16 protein-coding genes are annotated in these 14,890 nt (G+C 66.0%); 10 read left to right on the top strand and 6 right to left on the bottom strand.

Features of this window, described 5'->3' with window-relative positions; all coding sequences use genetic code 11:
- The first annotated feature begins 48 nt into the window (after nt 1-48).
- Together EUB48_RS05150 and recJ are read left to right on the top strand one after the other, a co-directional pair.
- Complete coding sequence (locus tag EUB48_RS05150) at nt 49-999, top strand: phosphoglycerate mutase (protein WP_142817915.1); 951 nt, start codon at nt 49-51, stop codon at nt 997-999.
- Nucleotides 996-2,705: a single-stranded-DNA-specific exonuclease RecJ gene (gene recJ / locus EUB48_RS05145; protein ID WP_142817914.1), complete on the top strand. Its 1,710-nt coding sequence runs from the start codon at nt 996-998 to the stop codon at nt 2,703-2,705. The genes EUB48_RS05150 and recJ overlap by 4 nt, the downstream gene beginning before the upstream one ends.
- Nucleotides 2,706-2,798: 93 nt before the next feature.
- Here the strand turns inward: recJ and EUB48_RS05140 are convergent, their stop codons facing one another.
- The 3 genes from EUB48_RS05140 to EUB48_RS05130 all read right to left on the bottom strand — a co-directional run bounded on the left by EUB48_RS05140 (nt 2,799) and on the right by EUB48_RS05130 (nt 5,137).
- Nucleotides 2,799-3,221: a thermonuclease family protein gene (locus EUB48_RS05140; protein WP_244618337.1), complete on the bottom strand. Its 423-nt coding sequence runs from the start codon at nt 3,219-3,221 to the stop codon at nt 2,799-2,801.
- A gap of 138 nt (nt 3,222-3,359) precedes the next feature.
- Nucleotides 3,360-4,031, bottom strand: coding sequence for a glutathione S-transferase (locus tag EUB48_RS05135; RefSeq protein ID WP_142817912.1), 672 nt, complete (start codon nt 4,029-4,031; stop codon nt 3,360-3,362).
- A gap of 104 nt (nt 4,032-4,135) precedes the next feature.
- On the bottom strand, nt 4,136-5,137 hold the full coding sequence (locus tag EUB48_RS05130) for a CHAD domain-containing protein (protein ID WP_142817911.1): 1,002 nt from the start codon (nt 5,135-5,137) through the stop codon (nt 4,136-4,138).
- A 70-nt stretch (nt 5,138-5,207) separates the two neighbouring features.
- Here EUB48_RS05130 and EUB48_RS05125 point away from each other — a divergent pair, with 70 nt between their 5' ends.
- The 6 genes from EUB48_RS05125 (at nt 5,208) to EUB48_RS05100 (ending at nt 10,380) form a co-directional block, all read left to right on the top strand.
- The gene (locus tag EUB48_RS05125) at nt 5,208-6,062 is read left to right on the top strand and encodes a 3',5'-nucleoside bisphosphate phosphatase (RefSeq protein ID WP_142817910.1); all 855 of its coding nucleotides are present in this window, start codon (nt 5,208-5,210) and stop codon (nt 6,060-6,062) included.
- Complete coding sequence (locus tag EUB48_RS05120; protein ID WP_420821431.1) at nt 6,059-6,964, top strand: DMT family transporter; 906 nt, start codon at nt 6,059-6,061, stop codon at nt 6,962-6,964. The genes EUB48_RS05125 and EUB48_RS05120 overlap by 4 nt, the downstream gene beginning before the upstream one ends.
- Nucleotides 6,965-6,990: 26 nt before the next feature.
- The gene (locus EUB48_RS05115) at nt 6,991-7,650 is read left to right on the top strand and encodes an L-threonylcarbamoyladenylate synthase (protein ID WP_142817909.1); all 660 of its coding nucleotides are present in this window, start codon (nt 6,991-6,993) and stop codon (nt 7,648-7,650) included.
- Between the two features lie 12 nt (nt 7,651-7,662).
- Nucleotides 7,663-8,334, top strand: coding sequence for a site-2 protease family protein (locus EUB48_RS05110; protein WP_142817908.1), 672 nt, complete (start codon nt 7,663-7,665; stop codon nt 8,332-8,334).
- A 21-nt stretch (nt 8,335-8,355) separates the two neighbouring features.
- Nucleotides 8,356-9,657 (top strand): tryptophan--tRNA ligase, encoded by a 1,302-nt coding sequence (locus EUB48_RS05105; protein ID WP_142817907.1) that lies wholly within the window; start codon nt 8,356-8,358, stop codon nt 9,655-9,657.
- A gap of 129 nt (nt 9,658-9,786) precedes the next feature.
- A complete protein-coding gene (locus tag EUB48_RS05100; RefSeq protein ID WP_142817906.1) occupies nt 9,787-10,380 on the top strand; it encodes a response regulator transcription factor in 594 nt (197 codons plus the stop codon).
- Here the strand turns inward: EUB48_RS05100 and EUB48_RS05095 are convergent.
- Both EUB48_RS05095 and EUB48_RS05090 read right to left on the bottom strand, forming a co-directional pair.
- Nucleotides 10,359-11,753 carry a sensor histidine kinase gene (locus EUB48_RS05095; protein ID WP_142817905.1) on the bottom strand — a complete coding sequence of 465 codons (1,395 nt, stop codon included), beginning with the start codon at nt 11,751-11,753 and terminating at the stop codon, nt 10,359-10,361. The genes EUB48_RS05100 and EUB48_RS05095 overlap by 22 nt on opposite strands.
- Before the next feature lie 66 nt (nt 11,754-11,819).
- Nucleotides 11,820-12,590, bottom strand: coding sequence for a slipin family protein (locus tag EUB48_RS05090; protein ID WP_142817904.1), 771 nt, complete (start codon nt 12,588-12,590; stop codon nt 11,820-11,822).
- 232 nt (nt 12,591-12,822) lie between these two features.
- Between EUB48_RS05090 and EUB48_RS05085 the strand changes: the two genes are divergently transcribed.
- Nucleotides 12,823-13,227, top strand: coding sequence for a group III truncated hemoglobin (locus tag EUB48_RS05085; protein WP_142817903.1), 405 nt, complete (start codon nt 12,823-12,825; stop codon nt 13,225-13,227).
- Between the two features lie 27 nt (nt 13,228-13,254).
- A complete protein-coding gene (locus tag EUB48_RS05080) occupies nt 13,255-13,695 on the top strand; it encodes a CopD family copper resistance protein (protein ID WP_142817902.1) in 441 nt (146 codons plus the stop codon).
- Between the two features lie 16 nt (nt 13,696-13,711).
- Here the strand turns inward: EUB48_RS05080 and EUB48_RS05075 are convergent, their stop codons facing one another.
- Nucleotides 13,712-14,872 carry a GGDEF domain-containing protein gene (locus EUB48_RS05075; RefSeq protein WP_142817901.1) on the bottom strand — a complete coding sequence of 387 codons (1,161 nt, stop codon included), beginning with the start codon at nt 14,870-14,872 and terminating at the stop codon, nt 13,712-13,714.
- Nucleotides 14,873-14,890 lie beyond the last annotated feature (18 nt).

Genomic DNA, 14,890 nt, shown 5'->3' with positions numbered 1-14,890 from the left:
GGGGATTTGGTTTTGGGGCTGATTGTGGCATCCCGGACAATAGAGGCCATGCACCTGTTGATTCCGTTCGCCGCCTCCAGTTCCCCCGCGTGCCAGCAAGCGCTCGAGAGTTTGAAACTTCCCCACCTGGAAAAACTGCTGGGCCGCCTGACACTCACCCACACCGACACTGCCGACGCATCGAGCCTCACGCCGCCGCATGAGCGCGCCCACGCACGCGCCCTGGGCCTGGTGGCGCCGGACGGCTGCGTGCCCTGGGCGGCCCGGCAAGCCGCGCAGGCGGGCCTGATTCAACAGACCCCCAGCGGCGCCGACTGGGCCTGGATCACGCCCTGCCACTGGCATGTGCACGCCGACTACATCGTCATGGGCAACCCGCAGGCGCAGGGCCTGGAGGCGCCGCAATCGCAAACCCTGCTGGCCGCGATGCGCCCTTTTTTCGAGGAAGACGGCATCACGCTGCACTATGCGGCGCCCACGCAGTGGCTGGCGCGCGGCGAGGTGTTCCGCGATCTGGCAACGGCCTCGCTGGACCGCGTGGCGGGCCGCGACATCGACGCCTGGCGGCCGAAGACGGCGCAGGCCGCCGCGCTGCGCCGCCTGCAAAACGAGATGCAGATGCTCTTGTACACGCACCCGCTCAACGACGAACGGGCCGCGCACAGCCTGGCGCCGGTCAATTCGTTCTGGGTCAGCGGCACCGGCACGCTGCCTGCTGGCTGGAGCGAGCCCGCACCGAGTGATCTGGTGATGCCTCAGGCCCTGCGCGAGGCCGCGCTGGCGGGCGACTGGGCTGTATGGGTCGCCGCCTGGCAGCAGCTCGATGCCACCGAGTGCGCCGCCCTGCTGCGTGCGCTGGATGCCGGGCACAGCGTGCAACTCACGCTGTGCGGCGAGCGCAGCGCGCTCACGTTTGAGGCCAGCCGCACCGGGCTGCTCAAGAGGTTAATGAGTCAATTTGGCCGTCAGCCCTTATCCTCTCTGCGCGATAAGCTATGAAAATCGTAGCGCGCGACATTCCGCCCCGCGCCGTCTGGGCGCTCGAGCAGGCCGGCGTGCACCCTTTGCTGGCGCGCCTGTACGCGGCGCGCGGCGTGCAAAACCCGGACGAACTCGACGATGGCCTGGCGCGCCTGCTGCCGCCCGACGGATTGAGGGGCACACGCGAGGCCGCCGTGCTGCTGGCCGATGCCATTGCGGCCGACAAAAAACTCTGCATCGTGGCCGACTACGACTGCGATGGCGCCACCGCCTGCGCCGTCGGCGTGCGCGGCCTGCGCCTGCTGGGCGCGCGCCAGGTGAGCTATATCGTGCCGGATCGCGTGGTCGACGGCTACGGCCTCACCGCCCCGATCGCGCGGCGCGTGAAGGACAGCGGTGCCGACGTGCTGATCACCGTGGACAACGGCATCGCCAGCGTGGACGGCGTGGCCACCGCGAAGGCGCTGGGCCTGCAGGTCCTCGTCACCGACCATCACCTGCCCGGTGCCGAGCTGCCTGACGCCGACGTCATCGTGAATCCGAACCAGCCCGGCTGCGCCTTCGAGAGCAAATCGATCGCCGGCGTCGGCGTGATGTTCTATGTGCTGCTGGCGCTGCGCGCCGAACTGCGCCGGCGCGGGGCTTTCGCATCCGCTCCAGCGCCGCGGCTCGACACCCTGCTGCCGCTGGTCGCGCTCGGCACCGTGGCCGATGTCGTGAAGCTCGACCCCAACAACCGCCGCCTCGTCGCGCAGGGTCTCAAACGCGTGCGCGCCGGCGCGCTGCCGGCCGGGCTGGCCAGCCTGTTCGTCGCCTGCGGCCGCGTGGCTAGGGTCGCCACCACCTTCGACTTCGGCTTTGCGCTGGGCCCGCGCATCAACGCCGCGGGGCGCCTGGCCGACATGACGCTGGGCATCGAGTGCCTGCTCACCGATGACGCGACGCGCGCCGACGAACTGGCGCGCCTGCTGGACGCCATCAACCGCGAGCGGCGCGAGATCGAGGGTGACATGCGCGAGCAGGCGATGCGGGTCGCCGAGTCGCTGTTCGAGGAAGGCACCGAGCCGCCGCCCGCCCTTTGCGTGTTCGACCCCGACTTTCACGAAGGCGTGGTCGGCATCGTGGCCTCGCGCATCAAGGACAAGCTGCACCGCCCCGCGTTCGTGTTTGCGCAAAGCCGTGCGCCGGGCAAGGAGCACGAGCTCAAGGGCTCGGGCCGCTCCATTCCCGGCTTTCACCTGCGCGACGCGCTCGACCTGGTCGCCAAGCGCCACCCCGGCGTGCTGCTGCGCTTTGGCGGACACGCCATGGCGGCCGGCTGCACCATTGCCGAGGAACAGTTCGGCATGTTCGAGCAGGCCCTCGCCGACGTGGCGCGCGAGTGGCTGGATGCCGCCACGCTCACGCGCCGCCTCGACACCGATGGTCCGCTAAGCGCCGAGTACCGCCGCGCCGAGTTGGTCGACACCCTGCACAAAGAGGTATGGGGCCAGGGCTTTGCGGCGCCGACCTTCAGCGAAGAAGTGGAGGTGATTTCCCAGCGGCTGGTGGGCGAGAAACACCTGGCGCTCAAACTGAAACACCAGGGCCAGCCGGTGGACGGCATCTGGTTCGGCCACACCGCGATGCTGCCGGCCAAAGTCAAGCTCGCGTTCCGGCTCGATGCCGATGAATGGCAGGGCGTGCGGCGCGTGCGCTTCCTGATCGAAGGCGCAGAAATTTAAGCATTTTAAGGCTCTAGCCCTGATGGGTTCTGCACCATATGCTATTCAATCAATAGCAACCGGCGATGCGCACGCGCCCTTGAATCTGCGTCCTCAAAACTTGCACGAACCATGGCGCCGGCGGAAAGCCCTTGGGTATTCGAGCGCCGTGCCGGCGAACAGCCCGCGCCGCGCACGCCGGGCCTGTGCTTCCTCGGCCGCGTAAGGTCCCCTGCTCCGGCGATAGCGGTACGACCAGGCGTGGCCCTCGCGCACCATCCAGGCCGCGACATCCTCACCGCCGAGCTCGATTTTGGCAACGGCGCGGCCATAGTCGTCGTAGTGGTGGATGGCCACAACGACGTTCTGGTGACCCAGCCGCGCCGTTAAAGCGTCACGCGACTGCGCTCCCCAGGCCTGGCAAATCTCAGGTGCATCCAGCCCTTCGAGCCGGACCTTGAAGGGCGCGCCACCGGTCAGCGGGCGCACCCACAGCGTGTCGCCATCGGTGATGTAGGCAACCTGCGCGGCGATCACACCTTCAGGGTCAAAACTGCCTCTCGCCCAGGCGCTGCATTGGCATACAGCTATCAATGCAATAGCAAGCCACCGATTCGTGAACCACTGCCACAACATCAACGGCGTGCGCCGGCAGCTTCCCGAATCCCGCATCCGTCAGCCCAGCAGCGCGTACTCGCCGCCTTTTTCCAGCGCGCGCTGGTAGGCGGGGCGCGCGTGAATGCGCGCCAGAAAATCCATGAGCCGGGGACGGCTCCGGTCCAGGCCGGCGCGCGCGGCCGCCGCCTCCAGCGGGAAACTCATCTGGATATCGGCGCCGCTGAATTCGCTGCCGGCAAACCACGGGCTCTTGCCGAGTTCGCCCTCCAGGTAGTCGAGGTGCTGTTTGATCTGCGGGACGATGAACGCGCTCTTGGCCTTGCCTGAGATGGCCCTGGCAATCGGCTTGACGAAGAACGGCATGGGCGACTTCTCGATCGTGTCGAACACGAGCTTGAGCAGTAGCGGCGGCATGGCCGAGCCTTCCGCGTAGTGCAGCCAGTAGGTGTAGCGCAGCCGCTCGGGCGTGCCCGGTGCGGGCGCCAGCCGCCCGCCGCCGTACTGGTTGACCAGGTACTCGACGATGGCACCCGACTCGGCCAGGGTCAGTGTGCCGTCGGTCACGACCGGCGACTTGCCCAGCGGGTGCACCTCGCACAGCGAGGCCGGCGCCAGCATGGTTTTCGGGTCGCGCTGGTAGCGCCAGATCTCATACGGCAGTCCCAGTTCTTCGAGCAGCCACAGGATGCGCTGCGAGCGCGAGTTGTTGAGATGGTGAACGGTGATCATGGGATGGCCTTTTTCCAGGGGACGGCAGTTGCCGCAGTTTCACGCAAGGCCCGACTATGCCCGGAAATCCGTGGCAGTCGGCGCTCTCTGGCACGCCGTCTGCCCTACCAGGCTGGACGGGACTTCCTGATGAATTTCAGCGCCTTCAAGACGCCCGGGTCGGCGGGCTCAACGGCCTGCCGGGCCAGCCAGCCCAGCACAAAGCGGCTTGCACCGTGCGCCTGGCCGGCGGCGCCAACGCCTGGGTCGCCCTCCAGCGCGTGGCCCAGCAGGACACGTGCGATGTGGGCGTCATTGGCGCGGCCCAGGCTGCTTTGCAGTTCGTGCAAACAGCCCCGGTATTTGGCGTGCGGCGCAGCGCCCGGCAAAGTCTCGAAAAACTCGGTGGCGTAGCGCTGACGTTTGACCCACAGGCGCAGGGCGTGGCGCTGCTGCGGGCTCTGCCGGGCAAAATCGCGCGCACTGCGAACGAGCTTCTTGTGGCCAGCCTGCAGGGCGCGCGCAGCCCAGGGTTGCAGCGGCTCTTGCGGGGCCGCCTGCTGCGCCGGCTCGCTGCGCCACGCCCGCTGCGCCAGCCAGCGGTGAAACGCCCGCAGCCACGCGGCAGGATCGGCCTGCGCGATCGCACCCCGCATCGCCTGGCGCGCCGCGCTGCGGCGTGCTTCCACCGACCGCATCAATTGCCGCCATGCGGGCGGGTTGTCAAACGCGGGCGCAATCTGCGGCAGGGTCACGCAGCACAGCACATCCCAGTCACGCACGGGACCCAGGGCGCGGGCCAGCGCGCGCAGGCCCGCGAGCAATTCGCCTTGCGGCAGCGGGCACACACGGCGGCACAGGCGCAGCGCCACGCGCAGGCGCTGCAATGCCACGCGGGCCTGGTGCACATACTCGATGTCCCCATCCTCCAGCACCCCCGGCAGGTTGCCCTGGAACTGCGCGAGACAGGCCGTGCACAAGGCGACAAAGCCGTCTTCGACCGACGCCTCGCCGGGCAGCCGCACGGGCGCGACCGGCACCGGTGCCGCGCGCTCAAACGCCGGCACGCGGTGCGCGGGGGGCGCCAGCTTGAGTTCTGTTTCGCGGTGGGTGGGCGGCTTCGTCATGGCATGGACTCACGTTGGCACATTGTCTGACAAGGCCGCAAGAACTGGCCATAGGGCCTAAAATCAGTCCGTGTCTTCCATCCTCAACGCTGATCTCCACTGCCATTCCGTCGTCTCCGACGGCACCCTGACCCCGGAACAACTGGCCGCGCGCGCCAGCGCCAATGGCGTCGAATTGTGGGCGCTGACCGACCATGACGAGATTGGCGGCCAGCAGCGCGCCTTTGCGGCGGCGCGTGCGAACGGCATGAAGTACCTCACCGGCACCGAGATTTCGGTCACGTTTGCGGGCGAGACCGTGCACATCGTCGGGCTCGGGTTCGACGCCAGCGACCCACGCATGGCGCAGGGCCTGCAGCGCACACGCGGCGGACGCGGCCAGCGGGCGCTGGAGATGGCCGACGGACTGGCCAGGGTCGGCATCACGGGCGCGTACGAGGGTGCCCTGAAATTCGTCGGCAATCCCGAGCTGATTTCGCGCACGCACTTTGCGCGCTTCCTGGTCGAGTCCGGGGCCTGCCACGACACGCACGAGGTTTTTCGCAAATACCTGACCGAGGGCAAGCCGGGCTTTGTGCCGCACCGCTGGGCCAGCCTGGCCGATGCGGTCGGCTGGATCACGCAATGTGGCGGTGTGGCCGTCATCGCGCACCCGGGCCGCTATAACTTCACGGCCAACGAAGAGTACGCGCTGTTCACCGAATTCAAGGCCCACGGCGGGCGCGCGGTCGAGGTGGTGACGGGCAGCCATACGGCGGCCGAGTATGTCGAGTACGCCGGCGTGGCCCGGGAATTTGGCCTGGCCGCCTCGCGCGGCAGCGACTTTCACAGTCCGGACGAGAGCCGGATCGACCTGGGCACCCTGCCCTACCTGCCGGGCGAGCTCACGCCCGTGTGGGACCTGCTGACAGACCGCATCCGGTGAGCCGCCAGCCGAGCGCCCAGGCGGGCATCTGGCTGGTCGTGGCCGCCACGGCCGGCTTTGCCATGCTGGACACCACCACCAAATACATCAGTTTCAGCGTGCCGGCGCTCATGGCCATGTGGCTGCGCTATCTGTTCCAGGCGGTGGCCACCACGGTCGTGGTGCTGCCCACACGCGGCCTGGCGCTGCTGCGTACCGCGCACCCCAGATTCCAGTTTCTGCGCGGCGTGCTGCTGCTGGCGACCAGCCTGTTCGCGTTTTACAGCGTGAAGTACATGCCGGTGGGCGAGTTCACTGCGCTGGTCATGATCACGCCGCTGGTCATCACGCTGCTGGCGGCCCGCGTGCTGCGCGAGCGGGTGTCGCCGCTGCGCTGGCTGCTGGTGGCGGGCGGTTTTGCCGGCACGCTGGTGATCGTGCGCCCAGGCGGGCAGGCCTTTGGCTGGACCTTGCTGCTGCCGCTGGGCCTGGTCACCAGCAATGCGTGGTTCCAGGTGCTGACCAGCCGGCTCGTCCGCACCGAAGACCCGGTCACCATGCATTTCTACACCGGCTGGGTCGGCACGCTGCTGGCCTCGCTGGCGCTGCCGTTTGTCTGGACCCCGCTGGCATCGTGGAGCCTGTGGGGCTGGCTGGCGCTGATGGGATTGCTCGGCACGGTCGGCCATTTCCTGCTGATCCTGGCCTATATGCGCGCGCCCGCGGCCACGCTGACGCCCTTTTTGTACGTCCAGATCGGTTTTGCCATGCTGTGCGGCTGGCTGGTGTTCTCGCATGTGCCCGACCAGTGGTCGGTAACGGGCATCGCGATGATCGTGGTGTGCGGCGCGGCCGGGGCCTGGCTGACACGGCTGGAAGGCCACGCGCCCGATCCCATTAACATCCGGCCTGTGGAATCCTGAACTTTTGCCCTGACATCGACTGCACCATGGCCCAATACTTCGAAGTTCACCCCGACAACCCGCAGGTGCGCCTGCTCAAACAGGCGGCGGCGCTGCTCGAGCGCGGCGGCATCGTGGCGGTTCCGACCGACTCCAGCTACGCGCTGGTGTGCCACCTCGATGACAAGACGGCGGCGGATCAACTGCGGCGCATCCGCGGCGTGGACGACAAGCACCACCTGACCCTGATGTGCCACGACCTGAGCGAGCTGGCCAACTACGCCCGGGTCGACAACAAGCAGTACCGGCTGCTCAAATCCGCCACGCCGGGCGCCTACACCTTCATTCTGGAAGCCAGCAAGGAGGTGCCGCGCCGCCTGAGCCATCCGCAGCGCAAGACGATCGGCCTGCGCGTGCCCACGCATAAAGTGCTTCGGGAGCTTCTGGCCCTTCACAGTGGCCCTTTGTTGGCTACCACCTTGATAGCACCCGGCGAGACCGAGCCGCTCAACGATGCACAGGCCATCCGCAGCCGCTTCGAGCGCCAGATTGCGGGGGTGATCGACGCCGGCGCCTGCACCTCGCGCCCCACCACCGTGATCGACCTGACGGACATGGGCACGGGCGGCGAGCCGGTGCTGGTGCGCATGGGCGGCGGCGATCCGGCCCGCCTCGGGCTGTCGGCCGACCTGGCCGGCGCGCTCTGAGACAATCGTGCCGTGAACAACTACTCCGGTCTCATCCAGACGATTGCCCTGTACGCCCTGCCGGTGCTGTTTGCCATCACCGTGCACGAGGCCGCGCATGGCTACGCCGCGCGCCATTTTGGTGACAACACGGCCTGGGCGATGGGCCGCGTGACGCTCAACCCCATCAAACACGTCGACCTGATGGGCACGATCCTGATCCCGCTGCTGCTGTACTTCGCCACCTCCGGCGCCTTCCTGTTCGGCTACGCCAAGCCGGTGCCGGTGAACTTCGGCGCGCTGCGCAATCCCAAGCGCGACATGGTCTGGGTGGCGCTGGCGGGGCCCGCGGTGAACCTGCTGCAGGCGCTCTTGTGGGGCATCGTTTTTTACCTGCTGCTCGGCGCGGGCGTGACGGAGCCGTTTTTTCTGAAGATGTGCAAGGGCGGCATCCTGGTCAACGTGGTGATGTTTGTCTTCAACCTGTTCCCGCTGCCGCCGCTGGACGGCGGCCGCGTCCTGGTGGGGCTGCTGCCGCACAGGCAGGCGGTGCTGGTGTCGCGTATCGAGCCCTGGGGGTTTTTCATCGTCATGGCGCTGGTGCTGGCCGGCGTCGTCAGCACTTACTGGCTGCTGCCCCTGATGGGCCTGACCTACGACCTGATCGACCTCGCGCTGTCGCCGCTGGCGGCCCTGGTCCGTTAATCCGACACGACTTCACTTCTCATGACCCAGCCCCTTCGCGTTCTGACCGGCATCACCACCTCGGGTACCCCGCACCTGGGCAACTATGTGGGGGCTATTCGACCCGCGGTCCAGGCCAGCCTGGCCGCTGGTACCGAGAGCTTTTATTTTCTGGCCGACTACCACGCACTGATCAAGATCGGCGAGCCGGCGCGTGTGCAGCGCTCCACGCTGGAGATTGCCGCCTCCTGGCTGGCCGCGGGACTGGACCCCGAGCGCGTCACGTTCTACCGCCAGTCCGACATTCCGGAAATCCCCGAGCTCACCTGGCTGCTGACCTGCGTGACCGGCAAGGGCCTGCTGAACCGGGCGCATGCCTACAAGGCCGCGGTCGACCACAACGCGGCCGGCGGGCGCGATGCCGACGACGGCGTGACGGCGGGCCTGTTCATGTACCCGGTGCTGATGGGGGCGGACATCCTGATGTTCAATGCGCACCGGGTACCGGTGGGGCGCGACCAGATCCAGCACATCGAGATGGCGCGCGACATGGCCGCGAGCTTCAACCACCTGTATGGCGAGCACTTCGTGCTGCCCGAGGCCGCCATCGAGGAGTCGGTGGCGACGCTGCCGGGGCTCGATGGCCGCAAGATGAGCAAGAGCTACGACAACACCATTGCGCTGTTTGCGCCGCGCGAGCAGCTGCGCAAACTGATTGCCGGCGTGCTGACCGACTCGCGCACACCGGGCCAGCCCAAGGACACCGAAGGCTCGGCACTGTTCCAGATTTACCAGGCCTTTGCCAGCCCCACGGAAACCGCCGCACTGCGCCAGGCCTACGCCGACGGCATCGCCTGGGGCGATGCCAAGCAGCTGCTGTTCGAGCGCATCGACCGGGAGATCGCCCCGATGCGCGAGACCTACCAGTCGCTGATCGACCACCCGGGCCGCATCGAGGATATCCTGCACGCCGGTGCCGCCAAGGCGCGCAAACTCTCCGGGCCGGCCATGGCACGGCTGCGAGAGGCGGTGGGACTGCGCGACCTGCGTACCCAGGCCGGCACCGCAGTGGCAAAAACCGCCAAATCGGCCTTGCCGGCCTTCAAGCAATACCGCGAGCGCGACGGGCGTTTTTATTTCAAGCTGGTGGATGCGCGTGGCCGCCTGCTGCTGCAAAGCGCCGGTTTTGACTCGCCCAAAGAGGCGGCGCAGGCCATTGCACAACTGCGCCGGCAGGGCAGCGCCGCGCTGGCCGATACCAAGGCAGGGCTGCAGGCCGCAGAAGGCGTCTCCCCCTTTGATATTGCGGCAGCGCTGGAGCAACTGACCGAGGCCCTTGCGTGAAGCGCGGGGAGCGTCGCTCGCCGGACCTCGTGCCCGCGGCCCCCCGCGTGGCCGGATACGGTGCAACGGCCGGCAGGAAACAGGTATCCTTTAGCGCTGAATAGTTGAAACGTTCCAGAGAGTTCCCTCATGAGCCTGTACGTCATTGATGATCACCCCCTGATGCGCGAAGCCGTCGTGATGCTGCTGCGCCGGTACCGCGCGGGCGCCAATGTGGTCGAACTCAACCGCCTCGGCGGTGTAGAAGAGGCGATCCGCCAGCATGGCGCGCCCGAACTTTTCTGCCTCGACCTGAAGCTGCCGGACACCATCGGCATGTCGGGCATCATCGAGCTGAAAAAACGCTACCCGGCGGCGGCGCTGGCGGTGCTGTCGGCCTCCCCGGCCGATGAATTCGAAGAGCAGTGCATCGAAGCCGGCGCCGACGTCTACATCGAAAAATCATCAGGGGCCAACGAGATCGGCTCCGCGCTGCATGCCCTGCTGACGCCGGACAGCACCTTCGAAGACTCCGGCACGACGGATAACAAGCTCTCCAGACGGCAAAAACAGTTGATCATCATGCTGGATCGGGGCCTGAGCAACCGTGAGATCGCGGACGAGCTGGGCATCAGCGAACACACGGTCAAGGTGCACCTGTGGCGGCTGTTCCGGCGCCTGGGCGTCAAAAGCCGCACGCAGGCCGTGCATTTCGCGCGTACTCACGGCATGTTGAACGGCTGAGCCAGGGCGGCACCCGGGCCCTGCAGGGTCAGCTTGAACACGCTGCCGCGCCCGGGCTGCGAATTCATCGACAGGCCGTGGCCGAGCCGCTGCGACAGACGCGCCACAATCGCCAGCCCCAGACCAAAGCCGTCGTCGGTACCCGGATGGTTGGGTACCTTGTAAAACTCGCGGAAAACTTCTGCGTGGTACTGGCTCTCAATGCCGATGCCGGTGTCCCACACTTCAATACGTACGCCTTGCCCCGCGCGCCGGGCCGCCACCAGCACGCCGCCGCTCTCGGTGTATTTCAGGGCATTGCCCAGCAGGTTGCCGACAATTCGCTGCAGCAAAATCCGGTCTGACTGCACCAATGCCAGCCCCGGCGCGCTGCTCACCCGCAACGCCAACCCCCGGGTTTGCGCCAGCGGACGGTACTGCAACTCCATCTCCTTGAGCAGCCGGCCCACATCCACGGCTTCGACATGAACGCGGGTTTTGCCCGAATCCAGTTTTGCCAGGTCGAACAGGGAGTCGAACAGGGCATTCACCGCCTTGGTCGATTCGACGATCCGGGGCGCGATTTCGGCCACGAGTTCGGGCTCGTTGTTGAGCCAGTCCGCGTAGAGTCCCAGCGCATGCACGGGCTGGCGGATGTCGTGTGCGGCGTTCGCCAGAAACCGGTTTTTAATCGCCACGGCTTCCAGCGCGGCCTGGGTTTGCTGGGTCAATGAATCGATCAACTGGCCATTGCGGTACTGCAGTTCGACGTAGCTGCGATGCGTCTCGTACAGGCCCTGACCGGCCCGCAGCAGCAGCAGCCAGTGAATTCCGACCAGAAGCAAAAGCCAATAGTGAAAGGCAGCCGCCTCGAAGCGCAGATCCACCGCGATGCGCCACAAAATGACGCCCGCGCAAGTGAGTACCAGGGCACTCACATAGGAGCGCAGCGTCCTGATCGAATTCGACAGACTGGTGACCGCGAAGGTTCCGATCCCGACAATGATCAGCCAGCCCAGAAACTGGGTCGCCAGCGGCGTCTTGTCGAAAAACAGCAGCCCCACCGAGGCCCAAATGCACGCGCCCAGAGGCCAGGTCCAGCCATAGCACGCCATGAACTTCAGTTGGGCGTCGGTGCCGGCATGCGCCACGTGGAGGCTGTAGTGGCGCATGACCCAGAACCGCAGCACCGAAAACATCAGCATGGCCACCGTCCACAGCCCCAAGCCGGCCATGGGCACCACCCCTTGCAACACGGCAAACATCACCGGGATGATCAAGGCTGCCGTGATCTGCGTGCCCGGCGCCGTGCGCATGAGGTTGCGAATGAGCTCGGCGTCGATCCAGTCGGATTCGGAAGAGGAACAGGCAGGCGTCGGCGTTTCGGGCTTCATGCCCGCAGTCTATCGCGCCCCCAACTGCGCAAAGCGGCTGCGCCGGCAGCCGGATGGGGCCGCACGTCAGTCATTCGACGGTGCGATTCTTTTGAGCAGCGGTGCGACCAGGTCCATGGGCAACGGGAACACGACCGTCGTGTTCTTGTCCGCGCCGATCACGGTCAGCGTCTCCAGGTAGCGCAGCAAGATGGCCTGGGGCTCCTGCGCCAGGACCTTCGCGGCCTGGAACAGTTTTTCGGACGCCTGCAGTTCGCCCTCGGCATGAATGACCTTGGCGCGCCGCTCGCGCTCGGCCTCGGCCTGCCGGGCAATGGCCCGGATCATGGATTCGGTCAGGTCGACCTGCTTGATCTCGACATTCGAGACCTTGATGCCCCAGGAGCCAGTTTGCGCATCCAGCGCCTGCTGGATGTCCAGGTTCAGCGTCTCGCGCTCGGCCAGCATCTCGTCGAGCTGATGCTTGCCCAGCACCGAGCGCAGCATGGTCTGCGCCAGCTGGCTGGTGGCGTCGAGGTAGTCGACCACCTCGATCACGGCCTTCTCCGCGTCGATCACGCGCAGATAGACCACGGCATTGACTTTGACCGAGACGTTGTCGCGCGAAATCACGTCCTGGGACGGCACCTCCAGCACCACCGTGCGCAGGTCCACCCGCACCACCTGCTGGATCCCCGGGATGATGAGAACCAGCCCGGGACCCTTGACCTTCCAGAAGCGCCCCAGGTTGAAGATGACACCGCGCTCGTACTCGCGAAAAATCCGGAACGAGGACGACAAAAGGGCCAGCACCAGCAGAAGGATGACCGCCCAGAACCAGGGAAAAACCGAGATCATTTTGCGCATCCTTTCGATGGTGGATCCGACCGATCCGCCGTTGCAATTCCAGCATAGTTGGATTGACGTATTGGCGCTGCCCGCCCGGGCGATGGCGCCTGGGCGGGCATGGGATTGAAAAACCCGGATGCCGGACCTTGCCGCCGGGGCGATAACTCATAATCTGTATTTTCAATATATCTTATAATTGCCTGCCGCTTGAATTGAGGCGCCACATGCATGAAAGGATTCCATGGGCACGGCTGATCTCTGCACCGAAGAAGAAGTCACTCGCCTGGTCCACGGGTTCTACGCCAAGGTGCGCCAGGACGATCTGCTCGGCCCGATCTTCAACCGCCACGTCGCCGACTGGGATCAGCATCTGGCCAAGCTGGTGGACTTCTGGTCTGCGATTTTGCGCGGCACCATGCGCTTCTCGGGCGCGCCCATGCCAGCCCACATCGCCCTGCCCGGCTTGAATGCGGGCCTGTTCCAGCGCTGGCTGGCGCTGTTCCACGACACCACCCAGGCGCTGGGCAACGAAGCCATGCGCGAGCGCGCCGACGCGATGGCCCGGCGCATCGCCCAGAGCTTTTGGTACGGCTACCAGCTAAGCCACGACCCCGACCAGATGCCGGGGCGGCTGGCCCAGGACTGAGCCGCACCAGCCACGAAGGACAACACCATGAGCTACCCCGTTTTTTTGACCCTGCATCTGTTCGCGGCGCTGATCTTCGTGGGCACGGTTTTCTTCGAAGTGCTGATCCTGGAGAGCGTGCGCAAGCATCTGCCCCTGGACGTCATGCGCCAGGTGGAACGCGCCATCGGCAACCGCGCGCGCCGCCTCATGCCCTGGGTGCTGCTGGTGCTTTACGGCGCCGGCATCAGCATGGCCTGGCAGCACCGGGCGGCGCTGGCGCATCCGCTGGCCAGCAGTTTCAGCCTGTTGCTGACTTTGAAAATCGTGCTCGCACTCAGCGTGCTGGGGCACTTCATCACGGCCATGGTTTCGATCAAGCGCGGCACGATGCACGCCAGGCGCTCACGCTTCATTCACCTGAGCGTTTTTTTCCACATGATCGCCATCGTGCTGCTGGCCAAGGGCATGTTCTACCTCCACTGGTGAGCAAGTCCCGCGGGGCTCAAAAATCCATGGGAATCGTCACCGGCAGCGGCGCGGCGCCCTGCCCGGACGCCTTGCCGGCAGACCGGTCAGGGATGAATTTTTCCGACGCCACGGGGTTGGATCCAACCGCACGCGCACGCTCTACCTGCGCATCGAGCACGGCCAGTTCGGTCTTGTAGAAATCTGCGAACGCCATGTCCTGGCGCCGGCTTTCCACCGCACGCACGTCCACCAGGAAGACCAAATCCAGTGGACCTTCATCGATCTTGATCACGGGCGGGTGGCCCAGCCTGTCCCCAACGAACTTCAGTGCCTGCTCATGTGTGGTGCCGGGCATCAGCAGGGCAAAGCGCCACATGCTCAGGCGCGCCAGCACATGCTTGCCGACATCCAGCGCGTCGACCGCTTGCAGGACAATGGCCTCCACCATGCCGGTGGCGCCGGCGTGATAGACCTCCCTGATCTTCAGCAGGTCGGGAACATCCAGGAATACCAGCGTGGCAGGAATGCGCGCCTGGCGACAATGGCGCCAGAGCTCTTTGCCATGGTCCATGAAGCCGTATTCGTTGAGCAGGCCACTGCTGGTGTCCACCCGGCGCTCCTCCAGCAATTCGTCGGTTCTGCGCATCACTTCACCCATGTGGGTGGCGGCGGCCGAAAAGATGAAGACGAACCCTGCGCGCAGAAACAGGAACTCGGGCGTAGCCACGGGATGGAACCAGTAAATGATCAGCAGGTAAAGGCCGAGGCAGAACCCCAGCAAGCTCCAGACGAGGCGGGGCTTGAGCAGGATCGCATAGAGGATCAGCGGCACCACGACCCAGTTGACATTGGCCGCACGGTCCTGGTGGGTCTCGATCTGGATCAGGGTCAGGAAGCCCAGCACCATCAGGATCGCGGCGCGTAGCAGCAACTCGGTCTGCCGGCGTGCCGGCCTGCGCCAGCTCCACCAGGCGAGCAGGGCCGCCAGGGCCGTGTACACCCACAACATCGGCGCCTGTCCATGTCCGATCAGGGCTGTCAGGGCGGTGGCGCACACGACCGAGCCGCCTATCCACGGCTCGATCCAGCCGATATGGCGTGGCACATTGCCCTGCAACGAGCGAATCTTGCTGCTGGTCAAGACCGGGGGCTGTGTGAGATCTCCACCGGCCTCGTCTGTAAACCCTGTTTTCAAGCGAACTCCGTGTAAACG

This window comes from Rhodoferax sediminis (assembly GCF_006970865.1).
GTDB lineage: Bacteria > Pseudomonadota > Gammaproteobacteria > Burkholderiales > Burkholderiaceae_C > Rhodoferax_A > Rhodoferax_A sediminis.
This window is presented reverse-complemented; position numbering and strand designations above follow the sequence as displayed.

Excerpts from the sequence above, each read along its gene's own strand:
- EUB48_RS05150 (WP_142817915.1), top strand. The coding sequence starts at position 49 with ATGCACCTGTTGATTCCGTTCGCCGCCTCCAGTTCCCCCGCGTGCCAG.
- recJ (WP_142817914.1), top strand. The coding sequence starts at position 996 with ATGAAAATCGTAGCGCGCGACATTCCGCCCCGCGCCGTCTGGGCGCTC.
- EUB48_RS05135 (WP_142817912.1), bottom strand. The coding sequence starts at position 4,031 with ATGATCACCGTTCACCATCTCAACAACTCGCGCTCGCAGCGCATCCTG.
- EUB48_RS05130 (WP_142817911.1), bottom strand. The coding sequence starts at position 5,137 with ATGACGAAGCCGCCCACCCACCGCGAAACAGAACTCAAGCTGGCGCCC.
- EUB48_RS05115 (WP_142817909.1), top strand. The coding sequence starts at position 6,991 with ATGGCCCAATACTTCGAAGTTCACCCCGACAACCCGCAGGTGCGCCTG.
- EUB48_RS05105 (WP_142817907.1), top strand. The coding sequence starts at position 8,356 with ATGACCCAGCCCCTTCGCGTTCTGACCGGCATCACCACCTCGGGTACC.
- EUB48_RS05100 (WP_142817906.1), top strand. The coding sequence starts at position 9,787 with ATGAGCCTGTACGTCATTGATGATCACCCCCTGATGCGCGAAGCCGTC.
- EUB48_RS05095 (WP_142817905.1), bottom strand. The coding sequence starts at position 11,753 with ATGAAGCCCGAAACGCCGACGCCTGCCTGTTCCTCTTCCGAATCCGAC.
- EUB48_RS05090 (WP_142817904.1), bottom strand. The coding sequence starts at position 12,590 with ATGATCTCGGTTTTTCCCTGGTTCTGGGCGGTCATCCTTCTGCTGGTG.
- EUB48_RS05085 (WP_142817903.1), top strand. The coding sequence starts at position 12,823 with ATGGGCACGGCTGATCTCTGCACCGAAGAAGAAGTCACTCGCCTGGTC.
- EUB48_RS05080 (WP_142817902.1), top strand. The coding sequence starts at position 13,255 with ATGAGCTACCCCGTTTTTTTGACCCTGCATCTGTTCGCGGCGCTGATC.